Genomic DNA, 19136 nt, shown 5'->3' with positions numbered 1-19136 from the left:
AACCTTCTCTGTCAAAAAAACAGACGCCTTGCGGCGCCTGTCCAGTAACTGCTATGAAAGCCTCACAGGCCATAGTACCGGGACTTGTCCTGCCCGTTGCTGGTATATTCCGTCTTCAGCTCATTGCGGTATGAACGCTCAATCTTGCGCACATAGGAGAGTCTGCGGACAGTCTTCATAACTTCCTCCGCGCGATCCGCGTTCACATACATAACCGCATAGTGCATTTTACGGGAGACATAGTGCAGTGTTCCATATTTCTCCAGGTTGCGCGCCGCCTTGACGTCGCTAACCCATACGATATAACCTGTCCGTTCCGCAAACATAAGCTCATCCGCCTCTCTTTCTCTGTCTCTCTTCACGGGTCAGCTTATCCGCAAGAGCATTTGCCTCCGCTGCCGCATCCGCCCTTCGGGGACGGGTCATTGCTTGGGACCTTGATGCTGTCCGATACCGAGAACGCAATCGTCTCCGACATGGAATGAAGGATGTCATCGAGCGTCTTCTCCGCCTGCTTGAACCGCACCACCGCCTCGAACTGCTCCAGCTCCCGTTCTACAGCCTCAACCTCATCCTTCGCCGAGTGGTAGTTCGGGTGGAAATGGCCGAACCGCTGCGTCTCCTCGAACAAATCCTTCTTGGCTTGCAGCCGCTTGACCATGGCCTGAATCTCGGGGTCGGCATCTACCTGCCCCTTCCAGTATAAGTAATCCGACACTTCAGCGGATTGATTAATCATATCGCCTAATTCATAGGCGTATGTCAGCACCTCGGCCATATCAACCGTATTTACTTGCGCTACGCTCATGAACTTCAACTCTCTCCTGCATTAAAGTTCTACCCGGACGGTAGACTACTTCATCATACCATAACGGACCGCTCCAGCAGAAGAAGAATTTGCAGTCTGATACGGATGAACCAGCCTCATTTCCCGCCAGTCTTCCGCCGCCAGCTCCTTCTCTTCTGCCGCCCCGGAATCCGGAAGCAGCAGAATGCCCCGGACCTTCCACGGCCGGCCGAGAATCTGCTCCGGAATGAATTCAGCCGTGCGGCCCTCATAGGAGAGGCTGACCTTGATTCCCCAGGCGAGCGCCTGCTCCATAATCTTTTGTGCGGTGGTGCTGTGATATTGCCGCCACTGGCCGAACCACATCTGCGGCACCGCGTCTTCGCCCGGCAGCTGAGCTTGCGGCTGTATGGCACGCTCCAGCGGCAGCAGCGCCAGCGGGGGCGCAGTGCTAAGCAGCCCCTGCTCCGCGGCCGGCTGCGGGAGCGTGTACCGCCGCGCTGGTTGAGGCGAGGCCGGCAGCCCGGCCATGGACTGCCGCCCCTCCATCCTGTCTGCTTCCCCGGACAGGATGGAGGGCGTCATGCCGGCAGCAGCCAGTTCCTTGCGCAGCTGCCCGGCAGCCTCCGGACGGACCGTGTAATGGAGCGGTCCGATCCGGGTGACGATGTCCTGCAGCCGGGGGTGGGCGGCGATATCCTCCGCCTCCCGTTCCCCTGCACAGGACAACAGAAGCACCTCGGCCAAGCGGGTCCTTCCGATCCCGCCGGCCCACTGCCGGAGCGCCAGCAGCACCTGCTCCGGAAGCCCCCCGGCAGCGCGCGCATCCAGCCAGGCGATAAGCCCGCCTGGAGCCGCTCCCTGTTCAGCTGCCGCCTCCAGCTTCTCCCGGGTCAGCCGGAAGCTCCAGAGGTCCTCGTTATGCAGCAGCTCCGCGAAGCTTGCCAGCGTCCAGCGGTCCGCATAAGGGACCTCCGGCGGGACCAGCACCTCGAAGTCCGGCTGCACAATGAAGCCGGATGCCGCATCCGCAGGGACAGAGCCCTGTCCCTCCGCACCTTCTAAGGCCAGCTGCGGCTTCCCGGCCCGCCAGCGGAAGCAGGGCTGCCCTGCTGGCGAGACACCCAGCTCACACCAGCCGAAGCCGGCCAGCAGGCGAAGCCAGGCAAGCGCGGACAGCTCCAGCACCGGGCCTGTCCCCTTCGCCTCCGGCTTCGCAGATGCAAGGCCGCTATGCGCCATCCACTCCAGCACAGGAGCCAGGGCAAACCATTCTCCAGCCGGAAAGACAGCGGCCGTGATGACATGCCTGAAATGCTGCTCCGCAGGCACAGGGGAGCCGTAGCGGCGGATGGCCAGGGTATAGAGCAGGTCCGTCATCTCCTGCGGCCCGAGCGACAGCCACTGCTGCAGCAGCTCCGGGTCAATCCGGTATCCGCTGCTGTGGCGGCTGATCAGGCCCAGCGCCAGCATCAGGTCCACAATTACCGTTACCGGCAGCGGATAGCTCTCCTGCCGGGCAGACGGCGGCAGCACTGCTGTAAGATACTCTTCCTTCATCGACAGCAGTCCGGCGAGCCGGTTAAGCTGCTTCTTATGGATTACTCCCTTACTGGTCAGAGGCAGCCCCTCCTCCGAAATGAACAGCAAGGCACGGAACAGCTCGGCGGCTAGCCCCGTGCAGGCCTCAGCTGTGGCCTGCACATGCTCCTCCACCCGGACCTGCGGGCAATCTGACCAGAAGCTGTGCAGAATGGGAGGATACTGCTCCCAAGGGATCTGATACAGCTGCTCGCCCCACACCTTCTGCCGCAGCTCCAGCAGCCCGGCAAGCAGCAGCTCCTCCAGAGCCAGCTTCTGCTGCATCCGGCAGAGGGTTTCCGGCCGCAGCCGTTCCAGGGTGTCCGCCGGACATGGCGATGCTGCATAACCGGCACAGATGCGCAGCAGCACTTCACAGGCTTCGGGTGTCAGCTTCGGCAATGTGTCAGCTGGTGTTACTCCCATCTCTGAACAGCTCCTTCCCGGGATTCCTGAGGCTCCAGCAGCCGGACCCCGTATTCATAGCCCTGCTCGGTCAGGAACATCCGGCGGCGCAGAGCGAACTCCTGCTCGCGGCTGTCACCTGTGACCAGTGTATAGAAATAAGCTTTGTTCTCCCCAGGCTTCGGGCGCAGGATGCGGCCCAGCCGCTGCGCTTCCTCCTGGCGGGAGCCGAAGGCCCCGGAGACCTCAATCGCCACCGATGCATCCGGCAGATTCACGGCGAAATTAGCCACCTTGGAGACGATCAGCAGCGGCAGACGCCCCTCGTTGAAGGCGGCGTACAGCGCGCTGCGCTCCTTCTGCGGGGTTCGGCCTGTAATCAGCGGAGCACCCAGCTCCGCAGCCAGCGCCTCCAGCTGGTCAAGATACTGGCCAATCACCAGCACCCTTGCCGCAGGATGAGCGGCTGCGATCCGCGCGGCTGCCTGCGCCTTCACGGGATTCCCCGCCGCCAGGCGGAACTGCTCCTTCGCACCGGCATAGATGTACCGCCGGCGCAGGTCCGGCGGCATCGGGATCACCAGCTCGATGCAATCGACGGCGGCAATCCACCCTTGCTTCTCCAGCACCTTCCAGGGCAGCTCGTAGCACCTCGGGCCGATCAGGGAGAATACATCCCCCTCCCGCCCGTCCTCCCGGACCAGCGTGGCGGTCAGTCCCAGCCGCCGCGTAGCCTGAATGTCAGCGGTCGCCCGGAAGACGGGGGCCGGAAGCAGATGGACCTCATCATAGATAATCAGGCCCCAATTCCGTTCGTTGAACAGATTCATGTGGACGAACGCTCCGCCTTTGGAATTTCTATGGGTCAGCATCTGATAGGTAGCCACGGTGACCGGCCGCACCTCGCGGACCTCGCCGGTATATCTCCCGACATCAGCCGGGCCAAGCGTAGTCCGCTGAAGCAGCTCCTCCCGCCATTGCTCCACGGAGGTGGTGCTGGAGGTAAGAATCAGCGTCTCGCATTGCAGCTTCTCCAGAACACCCATACCGACCATCGTCTTGCCTGCGCCGCAGGGCAGCACAACAACACCGCTGCCGCCTTCTCCGGCAATCCCCTGGAACCGGCGGACTGCCTCCTGCTGATAATCGCGGAGGCCGAATCCGCCCCCTGCTTCCTGTCCGCCTGCTGTTTTCCAGGCCAGCCTCAGCTCCTGCCCGTCCCGGTATCCCGCATAATCGAGAACCGGATACCCGAGCCTCGTCAGCTCCTGCTTCAGCAGCCCCCGGTTCCCCTTGGGGCAATGGCTGCGGCATTCACCCGCCCGCACCAGTCCCAGCTCCTTCAGCTCCCGGAAACCCTCCAATTCATCCAGCAGCCCGGCGGTATCAGCGGATAACGTAACCTGCCCGGGATCGCTCTCATTCATGCAGAGCTGCAAGCTCCCGTACCGGGACATCAGCAGCTCGATCTCCTCCTCAAGACCGGAGGGGACGCCCCACCGCGACAGCCTGTGCAGCTGCCCGAGCACGGACGCCGCATTCTGTCCTCCGGCTGCAGCATTCCACAGAGACAGCGGCGTAATCCGGTAAGTGTGGTAAGCGGGCGGACTTTTGACCAGTTCAGCGAAGCCGCCCAGCACCGCACGCGCTTCTTCATAGCCGGGATGGGCGCATTCCAGCAGAACCGTCCGGTCGCTCCTGGTAATGCAAGAACCCGTAGCTTCAGTGTTCATCGTGTTCCCTCCTTATTTCCGGGTAGCACAAAATAACCCCACAATGTGGGGCTAAGTCTGCGGCGGCGAATAAATCATGTGAGCCTGCCATCACGCTATCAATGCAGCGGCCGCTGCGAGATTTCACTCAGCGCCTCGGCAGCTTCATCCGCGAAGATACGCTTCACGGCCAGGTCGCCAAGCGACACGATTCCGGTCAGCTTCTTGTCCCTGGTCACCGGAATCCGGCGGATCTGCCGGGAAGCCATCAGCTCGGCAGCCTCATCGACTGAAGCAGATTCCGCGACCGAAATAACCTCCCGGGTCATGACGGTTTCCACTGCGGTCGAGCCGGAATGCTTGTCCGCATACCCCCGGATCACCAGATCGCGGTCGGTAATGACTCCGATCAGCGTGGCCCCGTCAGATGAATCGACTACCGGAATAAACCCTGTCCCGCTATCCTTCATTTTGACGGCAACCTCATAGATATTGTCCAGCAGTGTAACCGACACCGGATGTGCGGTCATCACCTCTTTGACTGTCTTCAAGAATGAACCCTCCTGCCCTGCATGTGGCCATGCTATTTACGGGTAGTTTTTCCTGGAGGCAGCCATATTATACCGGTATTATAAGGACTGGTCTTCATTCAGCCGGGAATCAGCCATTGCAATCAGCAGCTTAAGACCGCTCAGCATGGCATCCTCATCGAAATCAAAGCGGCTGTGATGATGAGGGTAGACAGCGTTCTTGTCAGAATTGCCGGCGCCCACGAAGATGAAGCAGCCGGGAATCTCCTTCACATAATAAGAGAAGTCTTCAGCAGGCATGATCTTCTCCATTAAGATTACCTGCGCGCCTTCCCCCAGCGCTTGCGGTGCAACCCGGGCAAAACGCCTGTATTCCGCTTCATCGTTCACGAGCGGCGGATAGCCCATCATGTAATCAACGCTCGCTTCCGCTCCGTGTGCCGCTGCAATAGAAGCTGTAATCTCTTCAATTCTGCGGCGGATCAGCTGCCGTGTCTCCTCATCGAAGGCCCGCACCGTTCCGGTAATGCGGCAGCGCTCGGCAATAATATTCTGGGCCGAGCCGCCCTGTATCGTGCCTACGCTGACTACCGCCGGCCGCAGCGGGTCGACATTGCGGCTGACAATGCTCTGCAGCGCGGTGACCAGCGCCGCTCCGGCCACAATACTGTCCACAGTGCGGTGAGGCATCCCGCCGTGTCCGCCCTTCCCGGTCAGCTCAATGAAGAACTCATCGGCGGAGGCCATCAGCGGACCCGGCGCACTGCCCACGGTCCCGATAGGCAGCGGTGTCCACAGATGCAGCCCGTAGACAGCATCAGCCCCCTCCAGCACGCCCTCGGCAATCATACCTACCGCACCGCCGGGGCAGACCTCCTCCGCCGGCTGGAACAGGAAGCGGATCTCGCCTCTCAGCTCCTCCCGGCGGGCGCTGTAATACGCAGCGGCGGCAAGCAGCATGGCTGTATGCCCGTCATGCCCGCAGGCGTGCATCACGCCCGGATGCTCCGAGGCGTATTCCCGGCCGCTCTCTTCTGTAATCGCCAGTGCATCCATATCCGCGCGCAGGACTACTGTGCTGCCGGACCCGCGGCCTTTGAGGATGCCCGTCAGCCCATACCCCGCCCCGCTGCGTCTGACCTCGATTCCCAGCTCACCCAGTCTGGCTGCAACATAGGCGGAAGTCTCTTTCTCCTGGTAAGACAGCTCCGGATGGCGGTGCAGATGACGCCGCCAGTTCACCATATCCGGAAGCAGCTCCTCTGCCGTTAACCTCTCCATCATTCTCCATTCCCTTCTCCGGCAGACAGGCCCCGGATCAGCCCTGGAGGCGCTTGTCCCTCCCGGCCCTGCCTGCAGTATGCCATATTTCTTTTCATTGTAGCAGAAACGCAAAAAAGTGGGTATGGATCACCCCTCTCTACCTTGCGCAAGCCCGGGAAACATACTATCATGAGGTAGAACAAGTGCAAATTTTAATTACAAATGATTCATTATAATTCATTAAGGGGAGTTGTGCGCTATGATATTTGAGAACACGGGCCTCGAAGGGTTGAAGAGCGACCTTCAATACCTCGACGAGAGTGCAACCAAAGCCGGATTCATCAGATGGCAATGGGAATACTACCGCGCCACTTACGACTGCAAAATAGAAGACCGCCAGAACGGCGGCGACTACTTCCTGCGGATCAACACCCGCGCGGTGGAAGGCAAGCTGGAGAAGGCGGATGCTGTGCTGGCTATTGAAGCCGTTTATCTGGGTAAAGCAACCTTCCCCCATGGCGTGGAGTATGACTCTCCGGTTCCCGGGCCGGTGCTGGATTCGGCGCACAAGCATATCAATGATTTGAAAGCGCTGCTGGAAGCTTGAGTACCATGAAGGCAAAGCCCGCTGCCAAATCCAGCCTTCCCAAGCGGGGAACGCCTGATTTCCAGCTCCTTATTCTGACCCTGCTGTTCGTTGGCTTCGGGCTGCTGATGGTGTTCAGCTCCAGCTCCAGCCTGACACTGGCCAACAAGCTGTTCAGCTATAACGCATTCTTTTTCGTCAAACGCCAATTGGTCTGGGCCGTGCTGGGAACCTTCATCATGTTCATTGTGATGAATATCCACTACAGCAAATTCAAGAAATGGTACGCTCCAATCTTCGTCATCACCTTGATCCTGCTGCTGTTCGTTGCCACGACAGAGGGGATTAACGGCGCGAAGAGCTGGATGAGCATCGGGACCCTGGGGATTCAGCCTACCGAGCTGGCCAAGCTCTCGATCATCCTGTATCTGGCTGCCCTGATTACTAAGAAAGGCGAACGGCTGCGCGATTTGCGGACAGGGTATATCCCGGTCATGATCATCGTCGGCATCGTAGCCGGACTGATTATGATGCAGCCCGACTTTGGCTCCTGCATGATTCTTGTCGCTACCAGCGGACTGGTCATCTACGCCGGCGGTGCCAGCATGAAGCATATTATGGGCTCGATCGGCCTGCTGATTCTTGGCGTGGCGCTCGTCATGGGGGCCAAGACCGCCATTGACTCCCTGTCACCGCATACCGAGAAGGCAGAGGCGAAGCAGGATTACCGGCAAGGCCGGATTGAAGCCTTCCTTAACCCCGAGAAGAACGCCGATGGCACAGGCTATCAGATCATGCAATCCCTGATCGCCCTGGGTGAAGGCGGAACGCAAGGCTCCGGGTTCGGCAAGAGTATCCAGAAGCTTCACTACCTGCCTTATCCGTATACCGACTTTATCTTTTCTGTCATTGGCGAGGAGCTCGGCTTTGTGGGAACAGCAATCTTCCTGCTCCTCTACCTGTATTTCATCTGGAGAGGGATTCTGATCTCCCTAAGGTGTACCGATCCGTTCGGCACCCTGGTCGGCATCGGAATTATGGGACTGATCGCCATTCAAGCCTTCATCAACATCGGCGGGGTCACGAATACGATTCCGCTGACCGGGGTGACCCTGCCCTTCATCAGCTACGGCGGCTCCTCCCTGCTGGTTACCATGCTCTGTATGGGCATTATGCTCAGCATCTCCAGAGAGACCAACCGCCCGGCCAAGGAGGAAGTGGTGAAATCAGTGACCACCGTCCGTCAGGTTCGTGCCAATCGCCGTGCCCGTTAATAATGCAATGACCCATTCTAACAAAAAGGCAGCCCGGAATCATCCGGACTGCCTTTTGTCATTCTGCTTAGAAAGCCTTCTAGCTTAAGAAATCTCGTCGTTCTTGAACGCTACGCCCTCCACCTTCACATTAACCTCTACGATGTGGAGTCCGGTCATACTCTCCACGGCCTCACGGACATTCTGCTGAAGCATGCGGCACACCTCATGAATCGGCGTCTCATACAGGACAATAATGCGCAGATCCACTGCCGCTTCCAGCTGGCCGACTTCAACGGTCACGCCCTTCTGCACATTCTTGCCGCTCAGGCGCTTGGCCCAGCCCTCTGACAAACCGCCAGACATGGCGGCAATTCCGGGAGTCTCCAGCGCGGCCAAGCCGGCAATCTTAGAGACAACGTCATTCGAAATCCGTATATTTCCCTTTTCAAGTTGAAGCTGTTCTGCCATGCCATATCCCCCCTACTCTCATTATCAATTATTGTAATTCCAAAACAGCCCAAAAAGCAAATGACTTTCTTACAGCCCGTTTACACCCCGGAACAATTTGGGTATATTGAGTATGAATTCAACCTACATATCAGAGACTGGAGTGTGCCCTACCTTGAAAAAATGGATCTCACCGGCGCTGCTGGCCGTCACCTTCATCCTCAGCGCCATAGGGCATTATGCTGATTGGGATCATACCCTTCAGTTCATATTGTCCGCTATTGCGGTCGTCTTCGTGGCCGGCTTCCTCGGCCGGGCGACAGAGAGCGTAGCCCACTATGCCGGACAGCGGCTGGGAGGCTTCCTGAACGCGACCTTCGGCAATGCGGCCGAGCTGATCATCGCCTTCTTCCTGGTGAAGGAAGGGCTGTTCGACATGGTCAAGGCAAGTCTGACCGGCTCGATTATCGGCAACCTGCTGCTGGTGCTCGGGCTGAGCATTTTTGCCGGGGGCATGAAGTTCAAGATTCAGAATTTCAATGCGACCCTTGCCGGCCTGAACGGCTCGCTGATGATCGTCGCGGTCATTGCCCTGTTCGTTCCCGCCATGTTCTTCAACACCCATTCCATCACCGAGAAGGACACGGAGGTGCTGAGCCTTGTCGTCGCCGGGCTGCTGATTGCCGCATACATGGCCTGGCTGGTCTTCTCCATGATTACCCACAAGAAGTATCTGGCCGATGTCACGGATGACAATGCTGAAGAGCTGCCGAATGAACATGCGCCCGTCTGGTCCCGGAACCGCTCCATCCTCTATCTGATTATTGCTACTGTGATGGTCGCATTCGTCAGTGAATGGCTGGTCGGCACACTGGAGACCCTTACGGAACGGTTCGGCTTCAGCGAGCTGTTCGTCGGCGCATTCCTGGTGGCAATCATCGGTAATGCGGCTGAACACAGCGCAGCGATTATGCTGGCTATGAAGAACAAGATCGGCGCGGCCGTAGAGATTGCCGTGGGAAGCAGTCTGCAGATCGCCCTGTTCGTGGCCCCGGTGCTGATCTTCGCCAGCTATTTCATGGGCAACACAATGTCCATCGTCTTCACCACCATTGAGATCGTAGCCATTGCCGTATCGGTGTTCATCGCCAAGTCGATTATCCAGGATGGGGCAACCAACTGGTATGAAGGCCTTCTCCTGCTTGCGGTGTACATGATTCTAGGGGTATCGTTCTACCTTGTATAAACAGCAGCTTATAAAAAAAACGCACATGACTGACCTCCCGGGTCTTCGTGTGCGTTCTCTATGACTGGCCGGAAATCAGCTACATCTCCCGCTCTTCAGCCTTCTTATTCAGTGCCTCATACAGTACAGCAAGATTGCGCTCCAGCTCGCTCAGCACCTGCTTGCCGGTCAGCTCCGGCACCAGACCCGCCCTGACCGCAAAGTCAACCTCTCTGGAGAAGCCATACATCTGGGTATCCAGCACTTCCTCATAGAGAGGGCAGTAACGGGTTGCCAGGTTCTCCATCTGTACTTCGATAAGCTTCTGAATTTTATCAGCATCTTCCTGTAGAAGATTAATCGCTTTGAGGTTAAGCTGTTCCTGCAAATCCGATGAAGTCATGCATTATCCCCCCCATGTCCAAAAGTTACAGCTGCTTTTCTTTCTTATTATTCTTAATATTAGTCGAAATTAGGACCTAATACAAGAATGCAGTTCGGTTATTCCCCAAGTTGCTGCAAAAAGTGCTGTATTCACAGCAAAGACGCCCAGCCTGAAGGCCGGACGTCCCCGGAATTAATGATTACTCTGCAACCACTGTAAATTTCAGATTGTGCTTGGCAAATACTTCGCTCATGGCTTTCTTCGCTTCCTCGGCATCTGTGCCGTGTACATGCAGCTCATAGCTTTGGCTGGATACCAGGGTAGTGAACAAGCCAAGGATGCTCTTCACATCAATGTACTTGTTGTCCGCTTGAAGAACGATAGATGAATTAAACTGGCTTGCCGTTTGTGCAATATCCACGATTGCCGCATTGTTGGACATAGGAATCCCTCCGCAACTTGATAATAAACTAATGTTCATTGGTAACAATTCCATGATACATTGAATCCGCTTACCCAGCAAGGTGTTTCTTCAAAACAAGCCTGCACGGTCTTAACAGCATATACTTCTATTTTATTTCAAATTCTCAGGGTTTAGACCTTCCAGCTCCGGCACGACAAAAATTCCATCCTTGCGGATCAGCACATCGTCGAAATAGATCTCGCCGCCGCCGTAATCCGGGCGCTGAATGAGCACCAGATCCCAGTGAATGGACGAACGGTTGCCGTTATCGGTTACATCATAAGCCTGGCCCGGGGTAAAGTGCAGGCTGCCCGCGATCTTCTCATCGAACAGAATATCCTTCATCGGATGCAGAATGTAAGGATTGAAGCCGATGGCGAACTCGCCGATATGGCGCGCGCCTTCGTCGGAATCCAGAATCTCCTTCAGCCGCACCGTATCATTGCTGGAGGCCTCAACGATCCGGCCGTTCGCAAAGGTGAATTTTACATTCTCAAAGGTTATGCCGTTGTAGATCGACGCAGCATTATAGCTGATCGTTCCGTTAACGGAATCACGCACAGGCGCGCTGTACACCTCTCCGTCCGGGATGTTCTTCTGGCCCGAGCATTTCTCCGCACCGATGCCTTTAATCGAGAAGCTGAGATCTGTTCCGGGCCCGGTAATCCGCACCTTGTCCGTTCTGCGCATCAGGTCAGCCAGCGCATCCTGAGCCTTGTCCATTTTGGCATAATCGAGGTTGCATACTTCGAAATAGAAGTCCTCAAACGCTTCAGTGCTCGTATTGGCAAGCTGGGCCATGCTGGCGTTAGGATAACGCAGGACCACCCATTTCGTGTGCTTGACGCGCTGCTCGCTATGTACCGGGTGGGAGTAGAGGGAATTGTAGAGCTTCATATTCTCTTCCGGCACATCCGCCAGATCATTGACATTCTCACCGGCACGGATACCGATATAGCAGTCCATCTGCTTCATCCGGTTCAGATCGATCTCTGCCCAGGCCTTCATTCCTTCAGGTGTGGCATATTTAAGCATACTGCGCAGAACAGTGCGGTCGGTCAGCTGTACGAAGGCGTTACCGCCGGCTTTGCCGACTTCCTCCACAACCGCTTTGATCAGATCGCGCTCACTGCCGATCATCTCGACGAGCACATTCTCGCCGGGCTGCACATTTACGGAGTAACCGACCAGGTTCGCCGCAAGCTTTTGAATTCGGGGATCATTCATCTTTCTCTCTTCCTTCCTCTTGCTGAAAATAAACATACCGTTCTATTGTAGCACTCCTGTCCCGGAGTGCAAGCGGCATGAAAAGCCGGTCAGAGCCTGGGCGTTTACTTATAATCATAGAAATCGACCTGTGTTATATAAGTCTCCTCGGTGGCGGCTCCGTTCTTCCCCGGATAGGTCAGCGTACGGTTCCAGGTCAGCCGCGCAGGCAGATTGCGCTTCGGGTCTACCTTCAGATAATACACGGTCCGGATGTCCGCTTTGTCCAGCCGCTGCTGCAGCTCCGCCCGCTTCTGTTCCCACAGGACCATCTTGGCTTCAAGCGCCTTGGAATGCCCGCTGGAATTGCTGCCCTTGCCGTCCGGGGCTGCCGGCCGGACCGCCTGCATCTCCTGCTCCAGCTCGTCAGCCAGCTGGCTGCGTGCCTCCTCCGGCGTCAGCTCAATCCGCAGCACCCGGGTTCCCCTTGCACTGCCGGCTTCTTCGGTTACCGTCTTCTGCCGCTGCTCCAGCTCCTCCAGATGGCGGAGCGGGTTCAGATTCTCCAGCGGATTGCCCCCTTCAAGGACCGGGGAGGTCTGCTCCAGCGTCCACTTTCCGTTCTCCTTCACCATTTGGGTATAATAGACCGGTGCATCCGCAGATCCCTGCTTAAGCTGGCGGGGGCCTGTCTCTGCCGCAGAGGCGGCAGGGGCTTCATCCGGGAGCAGTGAATACAGGCTGATCCTGTTATGATCCGCTACCTTCCCTCCATAATACAGCGCAGATTCCGGCAGCGTCTTGCCTCCGACCAGCAATGCAGCCGCCCCTTTAAAGGATACTCCGTCGCTGCCCTCCATCCCGGCCATTACCAGACTTAAGTCCTCCGTTGCCGGCTTGTCCTTCAACATTGTGCATCCGCTAATACCGCAGACCAGCAGTAAAGTGAGGCTTCCTGTGCGTATGTACTCCCATTTACCCATGAACATCAGGCCCCTTCCGCAAGAAATGTTATTTCCATTCTTCCTAGGGTCTCCCTGAACACAGGCCTTATACGTTCATGAGTATGCACAGGCAGAAGAACCCTAAAGGCCTAAGCCCAAGGGTTCTTCGCGGTATTCTCCGCCAGCTTGTTGTCGATCACGACCTGATTGCGCCCGTTATTCTTGGCGTCATAGAGCGCCATATCGGCGCGGTAGAACAGGGACTCTACGCTCACCCGTTCATCAGTCCAGCTCCACTCGGCAATGCCGCAGGATACGGTCACGCGGGGCTCCGTCTCTCCCATGACACGCTTGCGGATGCGCTCCGCCACGAAGACCGCCTGCTGGACGCCAAGCTGGGGCAGATACACCGCAAGCTCCTCACCGCCCCACCTCGCGGCGACATCGCCCTGGCGGATCGAGGATTTCACGATGTCGCTGACCTGCTTCAGGATTTTGTCCCCCTTCTGGTGGCCATAGGTGTCGTTGACCATCTTGAACTGGTCAATGTCCACAACGACCAGAGTCCCGCAGAAGTCAGTAGACTGCCGCTGCTTGATCTCTTCATCCAGATAGTGCCGGGCGAAGAGTCCGGTCAGGGTGTCGCGGTTGGCCAGCCGCCGCACTTCGGCATGAAGCCTGGCATTGCCTACGGCCAGCCCGATGTGACCGGCCATGGCCTGCAGCAGCCTGTAGCTGTCATAGGAGAAGAAGTGGGGCTGCTTGTGGGCCAGCATAATCGCCCCGCGGACCTCGCCGCCCACGTTAAGCGGAGTTGCAATCAGGGAACGTGAACCGGTGGCGTCCATAAGCGCCGAGGTCTGGCCGGCTGCGTACTTATAATCGGAGAGCAGGAGCGGCTCCCCTGAGATATGGACCTTGCTGCCCAGCCCCTGCCCTTCCTCCAGCAGCTTGCCCAGCAGCGGTATATAGTTGCAGGCGATAACCTCAAGTCCGCCCCGCTCTTCATTCTTATGCAGGATGCAGCAATAATCCGCCTCGAACATTGCCAGCAGCTCCTCGAAGGCGAACTGGAAGATGTCACCCAGCCGCAGGCTCTGGTTGAGCCGCTGGGTCAATTCATTGCTCATGCGCAGCTCCCGGATCAGCTGGTTGGAGCGCTCATACAGCTTCGCATTCTCGAAGGCGGTTCCCGCCGTATCCGCCACCATGGTCAGGAAGCTCAGATCCAGCTCATGAAAGGAGTTCTTGTCCATCACCATGTGAAAGACCCCGTAGACTCCCTGCTTGCCGCCCAGCGGGAGGCCTACCTCGACGATCCCGTTATCCCCATGCCCGTGATCAAGGGTTACCCGTCCATCCTTGAAGGCTGTGGCGCAGACATCCTCGCCGTCCCATTGCAGCGGAAGCGGCTTGACCTGCGGATGGGAGCTGCGGTGGTCCTGGGACATATACAGATCCAGCTTCGCCCCGGGATACATCGCCGCAATGCTGTCAATAACCTCCGTAAGCACGGCATCCACATCAATATTGTCATGCATCCGCTGGACAATCTGAAAAAGCAGTGACCGGCGGCTGCTCTCCCGCTCGGAATGCAGCTGAATGCCTGCAAGGTCCGATACAAACACATACTCGAATTTGTTATAGAAGCAGGTCTGGAAATGGAGCACCATCGCTTCTGCGGCATACCTTCCGCCCTTGTCATATTGCTCCAGGGGCATCAGGCAGCCCAGAACAGCGAAGACATCCCCGTGTCTCCTTGTATGTACAGGCAGGACCAGCAGCATCAACGCTTCCCCGCCATCCAGTATCTGAACCGCCTCTATATTGCCCGTCTGCAAGCAGCCTCTTGCCGCTTCCTCCCACTTCTCTTTCCAGCGCCCCTGCCGGAATTCAGAAGCGGAATCCAGCCAATTCCCTTCATAATCAAGCACACACCAGCTCCAGGACTTCGCGAAGGAGGAGACTGCCTGTCCCTGCCATTCTCTGAAGCTCTCAGCGATCAAGCCCCCGGCATAGGGGAAATCGTGAGGCACAATGTCCGTTTCCCTCAGCCAGGCGGCAGGATCTTCAAGCTTACCGCCGGATGGCCTGGCGACCTGCAACAGCATACGGGCGTCCCTGTCTTTATCGCCGTATGCCCTCTGCTCTGCCATAAAAGAGGACCTCCTTTGCAACTTCTTTTTCCGATAACATCCAATTAGCTATATTTTACTCCCTTTCTCTAGGTATTGCATTATATTTTCCGCAAAACCGGGATTTTTTTTAGGACCAAAGAACTAACGACAAACCTAGACAAAAACTCTTGAAAGTTGCGCTTGACTTTGACTGTTATTTTCATATAATATTTATTGTTGAACAAGACTGTAACAAGTCTTCATTGGGCGTAACGTTGTGTCACCCTCTACGCATTTCGTTACTGCCAGGGCAGCGGCTGAACTCCCCCGGCAGTGTGAAACCATTACAAGCTTTCACGGATACGAATTGCGGCGCAAATAGGCCCTACACTACATTTTCTTAACAAGGAGTCTACTATAATATGGCACGTTACACCGGACCTAAGTTCAAACTCAGCCGCCGTCTGGGCATTTCCCTGAGCGGTACAGGCAAAGACCTGAAGCGCCCTTTCCCACCAGGACAACACGGCGCTAACCAACGCAGAAAAGTAAGTAACTACGGAATGCAGCTGCTCGAGAAGCAGAAGCTGCGCCACATGTACGGCCTTGGCGAAAAGCAGTTCAAAACGCTGTTCACCAAAGCACAGAAGCTTCAAGGTATCGCGGGCGAAAACTTCATGTTCCTGCTTGAGAGCCGCCTGGACAACCTGGTTTACCGTCTTGGATTCGCCAACTCCCGTGCAGGCGCACGTCAGCTGGTATCCCATGGCCACGTAACCGTTAACGGCAAAAAGGTTGACATCGCTTCTTACCGCGTAAGCGTGGGCGACGTTATCGGACTTCGCGAAAGAAGCCGCAGCATGACTTCGATCAAAGAAGCTCTGGAGAACCGCAATCACCTTCCAGCTTACCTGGAATATGCAGAAGGATCGTTCGAAGGCAAATACATCCGTTTGCCTGAACGCGCTGAGCTGTCCCAGGATATCGATGAGAAGCAGATCGTCGAGTTCTACAACCGTTAAGATTTGGCCTTGCGCCGAATCGCTCCAAGCTCCCGGATTGTTCCGGGAGCTTTTTCTTATGCCCTGACTAAAATCCTCTTTGGCGAAGCGCATTCAAAATCGCCAAATTGTGCTATAATAGTTCCGTTAAAAGGAGGATTATCGTCGATGGTTGAGGAGAATAAAAAGAAGACCGCAAAACAGCGTCCACCTCGCAGATCCTGGCTCCGCAGGTTCGGTTCAGTTGTGAAATGGATGTTCATACTCGGTATACTCGGCTTGCTGTTTGCCGGCGGCGCCGTTGCAGGCTATGTCACTTCCATTGTGAAGGACGATCCGGTGCGCACCGAGGAATTCATCCAGCAGCAGGTGGGACTCAACGCCATTACCGGTTTTGCTTATTTCAGCGACGGACAGCCAATCGGACAGCTCCGGACTGAAGAAGACCGCAGGTTAATTGAATTCAACGATATACCGCAGCTTGTGATTGATGCTGTCCTCGCGATAGAGGACAATGATTTCTATGAGCATAAGGGTGTAGATGTCAGCGGCACCCTGCGGGCCGTTAAGCAGAAGCTGCTGAACGAATCCGTGCAGACCGGGGGCAGTACCCTGACCCAGCAGCTTGCCCGGCGCGTGTTCCTGAATCTCGATGTCACGGAAGACCGCAAGGTGAAGGAGATTCTGCTGTCACTGCGGCTGGAGCGCTTCCTGTCCAAACAGGAGATCCTGACCGCCTATCTGAATAAGGTTCCTTTCGGGAACGGCTCCAACGGCTATAATGTATTCGGCATCAAGGCCGCCGCCAAGGGTATCTTCGGCCTGGATGATCTGGAGAAGCTGAATGTGGCCCAGGCGGCTTATCTGGCAGGCCTGCCGCAGCTCCCCTCCAAATATTCCGCGTTCAACGGCCTGGGCGAATTCAATGAGGCTGCCTTCGGGCGGGCCATTAACCGCCAGAAGCTGGTATTGCGGCGGATGCTGGAAGAGAATAAGATCACTACCTCCCAGTACAATGAAGCCCTGAACTTCGATATCAAGAGCTCACTGGCTCCGCATACGAAGAAGGCCTATGCCACCTTCCCTTATCTCATGATGGAGACCGAACGCAAGGCATCCGAGATTCTGCTGAAGCTTAACGAAGAGACGGCAGGCACGGCAGGCAGCTCGACCGACTCGGCCCAGCGTCTGGAGGAAGCCCGCCAGCAGCTGATGACCGGCGGCTACCGGGTGTACACGACCATTGACAAGAAAGTGTACAGTGCGATGCACAGCATCTCCGAGGACAGCAGCAACTTCACCAAGGACAGCAAGGCCAGAGGTGTGGAGCAGACGGCCGGGATGCTGATTGACAACAAGACCGGAGCTATCCTCGGCATGATCGAAGGGCGCGACTTCAATATTGAGCAGATGAACTATGCTACCCAGATGATCCGTCAGCCCGGCTCCACCATGAAGCCGATTGCAGCCTATCTGCCTGCGCTGGACGCAGGATTGATTCAGCCCGCCGGCATTCTGGATGATGCGCCGATTGTCATGAAGGACGGTGGCAAGGGCTACCATATCCCCAAGAATGCCAACAACCGCTATCAGGGTCTGGTCACTGCCCGTTATGCGCTGAACAAGTCTCTGAACCTGCCTGCCCTGAAGCTTTTTAATGAAAAGGTTGGCATTGAGAAGGCCTGGGCCTTCACCAAGAAGCTGGGCATCACCACTCTGCAGGATGATGATTACAATGCCAAGACCGGGGTTATCGGGGGACTGCGATACGGGGTTACGGTTGAAGAATTAACCAATGCCTATTCCTCCATTGCCAATCAGGGCGCCTTCAATGACGCCTATATGATCGAGAAGATTGTTGACTACCAGGGCAAAATCGTCTATCAGCATAAAGTGAATCCCGAGCAGGTCTTCTCTAAGCAGACCGCTTATCTGATGACCGATATGATGCGCACGGTTATCACGGACGGGACCGCAAGCACTGTCAAGCGAAACTACAAGCACTTCAAGGATGTGCCGATTGTCGGCAAAACCGGCTCGACCCAGAACTACGGGGATGTCTGGTTCATGGGCTACACTCCTGATGTTACGCTGGGCATGTGGGTCGGCTATAAGGAGCAGATCAACACGCTGCAGGGCGATACGCAAAAACGCCAGGCGCAGACGTTGTGGACCAAGGTAATGAATACCGTAATCGATAAGCGCCCTGAGCTGTTCACAACCAAGGAATTCGCCAAGCCGGAAGGCATTGTCAAAGCGACGGTGTCTGCATACAGCGGCAAGAAGCCGTCTGCGCTGACAGATAAGTACACCACCGATCTGTTCAACGCCAAGTATGTCCCTACTGAGAGTGATGACGGCATCTCCAAGGCCAAATATATCACTTATAACGGAGTGAATTATATTCCTCTGGAGGGAACTCCTGAAGACTTCCTGAAAGAGAAAATCGTAGTCAAGCGGGAGAAGCCGATTCAGGAGCTGGTCAAAGAGCTGCTGGCTGCCTTCCCCGCCATGAAGACGCATGAGCCGCTGGCCTACTACATGCCGGCAGACGCCAAGACAGATTACCCGACCGAGGTCGATCCGCGGGTGGATGACGGCAAAGCGCCGACGCCTCCCGGTGAGGTGATGGTCTCCTACAGTACAGGCAAGGCTGTGGTTACGTTCACCCCAAGCGGCTCGCCCGATGTGGTCGGCTACCGGCTGTACCGTTCGCTGGGCGGCGGGTCCTTCCAGAAACAGGCTGTCCTCTCCGCCGGAGAGAGCACCGTCTTCCGGCCGGGAACACCGGCCAGCGCAGGTGCCACCTTCTACGTGGCAGCAGTAGACGTAGCGGGGCATGAAGCAGCCTCCGGCAGTGTGGCCGGCGACATCAACCCTACTCCGGAGCCTACGCCGGAGCCGGAACAGACGCCGGAGACCACACCTGCGCCGGAGGGCGGCATTCTCCCGGAGAACACTGAAGATCCGGGAATGATTATTGTCCAGCCGCCCGGCGGGAACGACTCCACGCCGCTGGGCGGAACTAACGGAGCCGGGAACACCGGCAACGTGAACGGCAACGCCAGCGGTAACGCCGGCGGCAGTAAAGGCAACAACGCCGGCGGTAATGCGGGCGGGACCAAAGGCAGCAACGCCAGCGGGACACCGGCCGGGACCAACACCAACACCGGCACTAACACCGGTAGATAAGCAACACAGCAATTAGCCCGTTCCCAGAAGAGGGAA

Annotated in this window: 17 protein-coding genes; 5 read left to right on the top strand and 12 right to left on the bottom strand. The window is 56.8% G+C overall.

The features are described 5' to 3' along the window. Positions 1–62: 62 nt before the first annotated feature. The 6 genes from MHI24_RS29275 to MHI24_RS29250 all read right to left on the bottom strand — a co-directional run bounded on the left by MHI24_RS29275 (position 63) and on the right by MHI24_RS29250 (position 6299). Positions 63–326, bottom strand: a complete 264-nt coding sequence (locus MHI24_RS29275) for a YlbG family protein (protein WP_340026831.1) — start codon at positions 324–326, stop codon at positions 63–65. A 44-nt stretch (positions 327–370) separates the two neighbouring features. Beyond that, positions 371–808, bottom strand: coding sequence for a YlbF family regulator (locus MHI24_RS29270; RefSeq protein WP_340023072.1), 438 nt, complete (start codon positions 806–808; stop codon positions 371–373). A 45-nt stretch (positions 809–853) separates the two neighbouring features. After that, on the bottom strand, positions 854–2794 hold the full coding sequence (locus MHI24_RS29265; protein ID WP_340023071.1) for a helicase-associated domain-containing protein: 1941 nt from the start codon (positions 2792–2794) through the stop codon (positions 854–856). Further along, the gene (locus MHI24_RS29260; RefSeq protein ID WP_340023070.1) at positions 2785–4506 is read right to left on the bottom strand and encodes a DNA repair helicase XPB; all 1722 of its coding nucleotides are present in this window, start codon (positions 4504–4506) and stop codon (positions 2785–2787) included. Before MHI24_RS29260 ends, MHI24_RS29265 begins: the two co-directional genes overlap by 10 nt. Positions 4507–4604: 98 nt before the next feature. Beyond that, on the bottom strand, positions 4605–5036 hold the full coding sequence (locus MHI24_RS29255) for a CBS domain-containing protein (RefSeq protein WP_340023069.1): 432 nt from the start codon (positions 5034–5036) through the stop codon (positions 4605–4607). A 78-nt stretch (positions 5037–5114) separates the two neighbouring features. After that, positions 5115–6299: an amidohydrolase gene (locus MHI24_RS29250; protein WP_340023068.1), complete on the bottom strand. Its 1185-nt coding sequence runs from the start codon at positions 6297–6299 to the stop codon at positions 5115–5117. 238 nt (positions 6300–6537) lie between these two features. On the opposite strand from MHI24_RS29250, the gene MHI24_RS29245 reads away from it, so the two are divergent. Both MHI24_RS29245 and ftsW read left to right on the top strand, forming a co-directional pair. Next, the gene (locus tag MHI24_RS29245; RefSeq protein WP_340023067.1) at positions 6538–6885 is read left to right on the top strand and encodes a YugN family protein; all 348 of its coding nucleotides are present in this window, start codon (positions 6538–6540) and stop codon (positions 6883–6885) included. Positions 6886–6890: 5 nt separating this feature from the next. After that, on the top strand, positions 6891–8138 hold the full coding sequence (ftsW, locus tag MHI24_RS29240) for a putative lipid II flippase FtsW (RefSeq protein ID WP_340023066.1): 1248 nt from the start codon (positions 6891–6893) through the stop codon (positions 8136–8138). Positions 8139–8222: 84 nt separating this feature from the next. Here ftsW and MHI24_RS29235 read toward each other — a convergent pair whose 3' ends face one another. Continuing rightward, positions 8223–8588 carry an Asp23/Gls24 family envelope stress response protein gene (locus MHI24_RS29235; protein ID WP_238649786.1) on the bottom strand — a complete coding sequence of 122 codons (366 nt, stop codon included), beginning with the start codon at positions 8586–8588 and terminating at the stop codon, positions 8223–8225. A gap of 154 nt (positions 8589–8742) precedes the next feature. Between MHI24_RS29235 and cax the strand changes: the two genes are divergently transcribed. Beyond that, positions 8743–9813, top strand: a complete 1071-nt coding sequence (cax, locus tag MHI24_RS29230; protein ID WP_340023065.1) for a calcium/proton exchanger — start codon at positions 8743–8745, stop codon at positions 9811–9813. A 79-nt stretch (positions 9814–9892) separates the two neighbouring features. Here cax and MHI24_RS29225 read toward each other — a convergent pair whose 3' ends face one another. From MHI24_RS29225 to MHI24_RS29205, 5 genes are all read right to left on the bottom strand, one after another. Then, positions 9893–10195, bottom strand: a complete 303-nt coding sequence (locus MHI24_RS29225) for a YlaN family protein (protein ID WP_238649784.1) — start codon at positions 10193–10195, stop codon at positions 9893–9895. Between the two features lie 181 nt (positions 10196–10376). After that, positions 10377–10619, bottom strand: coding sequence for an HPr family phosphocarrier protein (locus MHI24_RS29220; RefSeq protein WP_238649783.1), 243 nt, complete (start codon positions 10617–10619; stop codon positions 10377–10379). 132 nt (positions 10620–10751) lie between these two features. Then, on the bottom strand, positions 10752–11867 hold the full coding sequence (locus MHI24_RS29215; RefSeq protein ID WP_340023064.1) for an aminopeptidase: 1116 nt from the start codon (positions 11865–11867) through the stop codon (positions 10752–10754). A 104-nt stretch (positions 11868–11971) separates the two neighbouring features. Continuing rightward, the gene (locus MHI24_RS29210) at positions 11972–12829 is read right to left on the bottom strand and encodes a hypothetical protein (RefSeq protein ID WP_340023063.1); all 858 of its coding nucleotides are present in this window, start codon (positions 12827–12829) and stop codon (positions 11972–11974) included. 110 nt (positions 12830–12939) lie between these two features. After that, entirely contained in the window at positions 12940–14946 is a 2007-nt protein-coding gene (locus tag MHI24_RS29205) for a sensor domain-containing diguanylate cyclase (RefSeq protein ID WP_340023062.1), read from the bottom strand. Positions 14947–15329: 383 nt separating this feature from the next. On the opposite strand from MHI24_RS29205, the gene rpsD reads away from it, so the two are divergent. Further along, on the top strand, positions 15330–15929 hold the full coding sequence (gene rpsD, locus MHI24_RS29200) for a 30S ribosomal protein S4 (protein WP_340023061.1): 600 nt from the start codon (positions 15330–15332) through the stop codon (positions 15927–15929). A gap of 147 nt (positions 15930–16076) precedes the next feature. Further along, entirely contained in the window at positions 16077–19100 is a 3024-nt protein-coding gene (locus tag MHI24_RS29195; RefSeq protein WP_340023060.1) for a transglycosylase domain-containing protein, read from the top strand. Positions 19101–19136 lie beyond the last annotated feature (36 nt).

The sequence above is a fragment of the Paenibacillus sp. FSL K6-1096 genome, from assembly GCF_037977055.1.
In the GTDB taxonomy this organism is placed as follows: Bacteria; Bacillota; Bacilli; order Paenibacillales; family Paenibacillaceae; genus Paenibacillus_AQ.
The sequence above is the reverse complement of the archived record's forward strand: the minus strand, read 5'-3'. Positions and strand labels throughout refer to the sequence as shown.

Bases quoted from the DNA above. Each gene is read 5' to 3' on its own strand.
- MHI24_RS29275 (WP_340026831.1), bottom strand. From the start codon at position 326: ATGTTTGCGGAACGGACAGGTTATATCGTATGGGTTAGCGACGTCAAG.
- MHI24_RS29270 (WP_340023072.1), bottom strand. From the start codon at position 808: ATGAGCGTAGCGCAAGTAAATACGGTTGATATGGCCGAGGTGCTGACA.
- MHI24_RS29265 (WP_340023071.1), bottom strand. From the start codon at position 2,794: ATGGGAGTAACACCAGCTGACACATTGCCGAAGCTGACACCCGAAGCC.
- MHI24_RS29260 (WP_340023070.1), bottom strand. From the start codon at position 4,506: ATGAACACTGAAGCTACGGGTTCTTGCATTACCAGGAGCGACCGGACG.
- MHI24_RS29250 (WP_340023068.1), bottom strand. From the start codon at position 6,299: ATGATGGAGAGGTTAACGGCAGAGGAGCTGCTTCCGGATATGGTGAAC.
- MHI24_RS29245 (WP_340023067.1), top strand. From the start codon at position 6,538: ATGATATTTGAGAACACGGGCCTCGAAGGGTTGAAGAGCGACCTTCAA.
- ftsW (WP_340023066.1), top strand. From the start codon at position 6,891: ATGAAGGCAAAGCCCGCTGCCAAATCCAGCCTTCCCAAGCGGGGAACG.
- MHI24_RS29235 (WP_238649786.1), bottom strand. From the start codon at position 8,588: ATGGCAGAACAGCTTCAACTTGAAAAGGGAAATATACGGATTTCGAAT.
- MHI24_RS29225 (WP_238649784.1), bottom strand. From the start codon at position 10,195: ATGACTTCATCGGATTTGCAGGAACAGCTTAACCTCAAAGCGATTAAT.
- MHI24_RS29220 (WP_238649783.1), bottom strand. From the start codon at position 10,619: ATGTCCAACAATGCGGCAATCGTGGATATTGCACAAACGGCAAGCCAG.
- MHI24_RS29215 (WP_340023064.1), bottom strand. From the start codon at position 11,867: ATGAATGATCCCCGAATTCAAAAGCTTGCGGCGAACCTGGTCGGTTAC.
- MHI24_RS29210 (WP_340023063.1), bottom strand. From the start codon at position 12,829: ATGGGTAAATGGGAGTACATACGCACAGGAAGCCTCACTTTACTGCTG.
- MHI24_RS29205 (WP_340023062.1), bottom strand. From the start codon at position 14,946: ATGGCAGAGCAGAGGGCATACGGCGATAAAGACAGGGACGCCCGTATG.
- rpsD (WP_340023061.1), top strand. From the start codon at position 15,330: ATGGCACGTTACACCGGACCTAAGTTCAAACTCAGCCGCCGTCTGGGC.
- MHI24_RS29195 (WP_340023060.1), top strand. From the start codon at position 16,077: ATGGTTGAGGAGAATAAAAAGAAGACCGCAAAACAGCGTCCACCTCGC.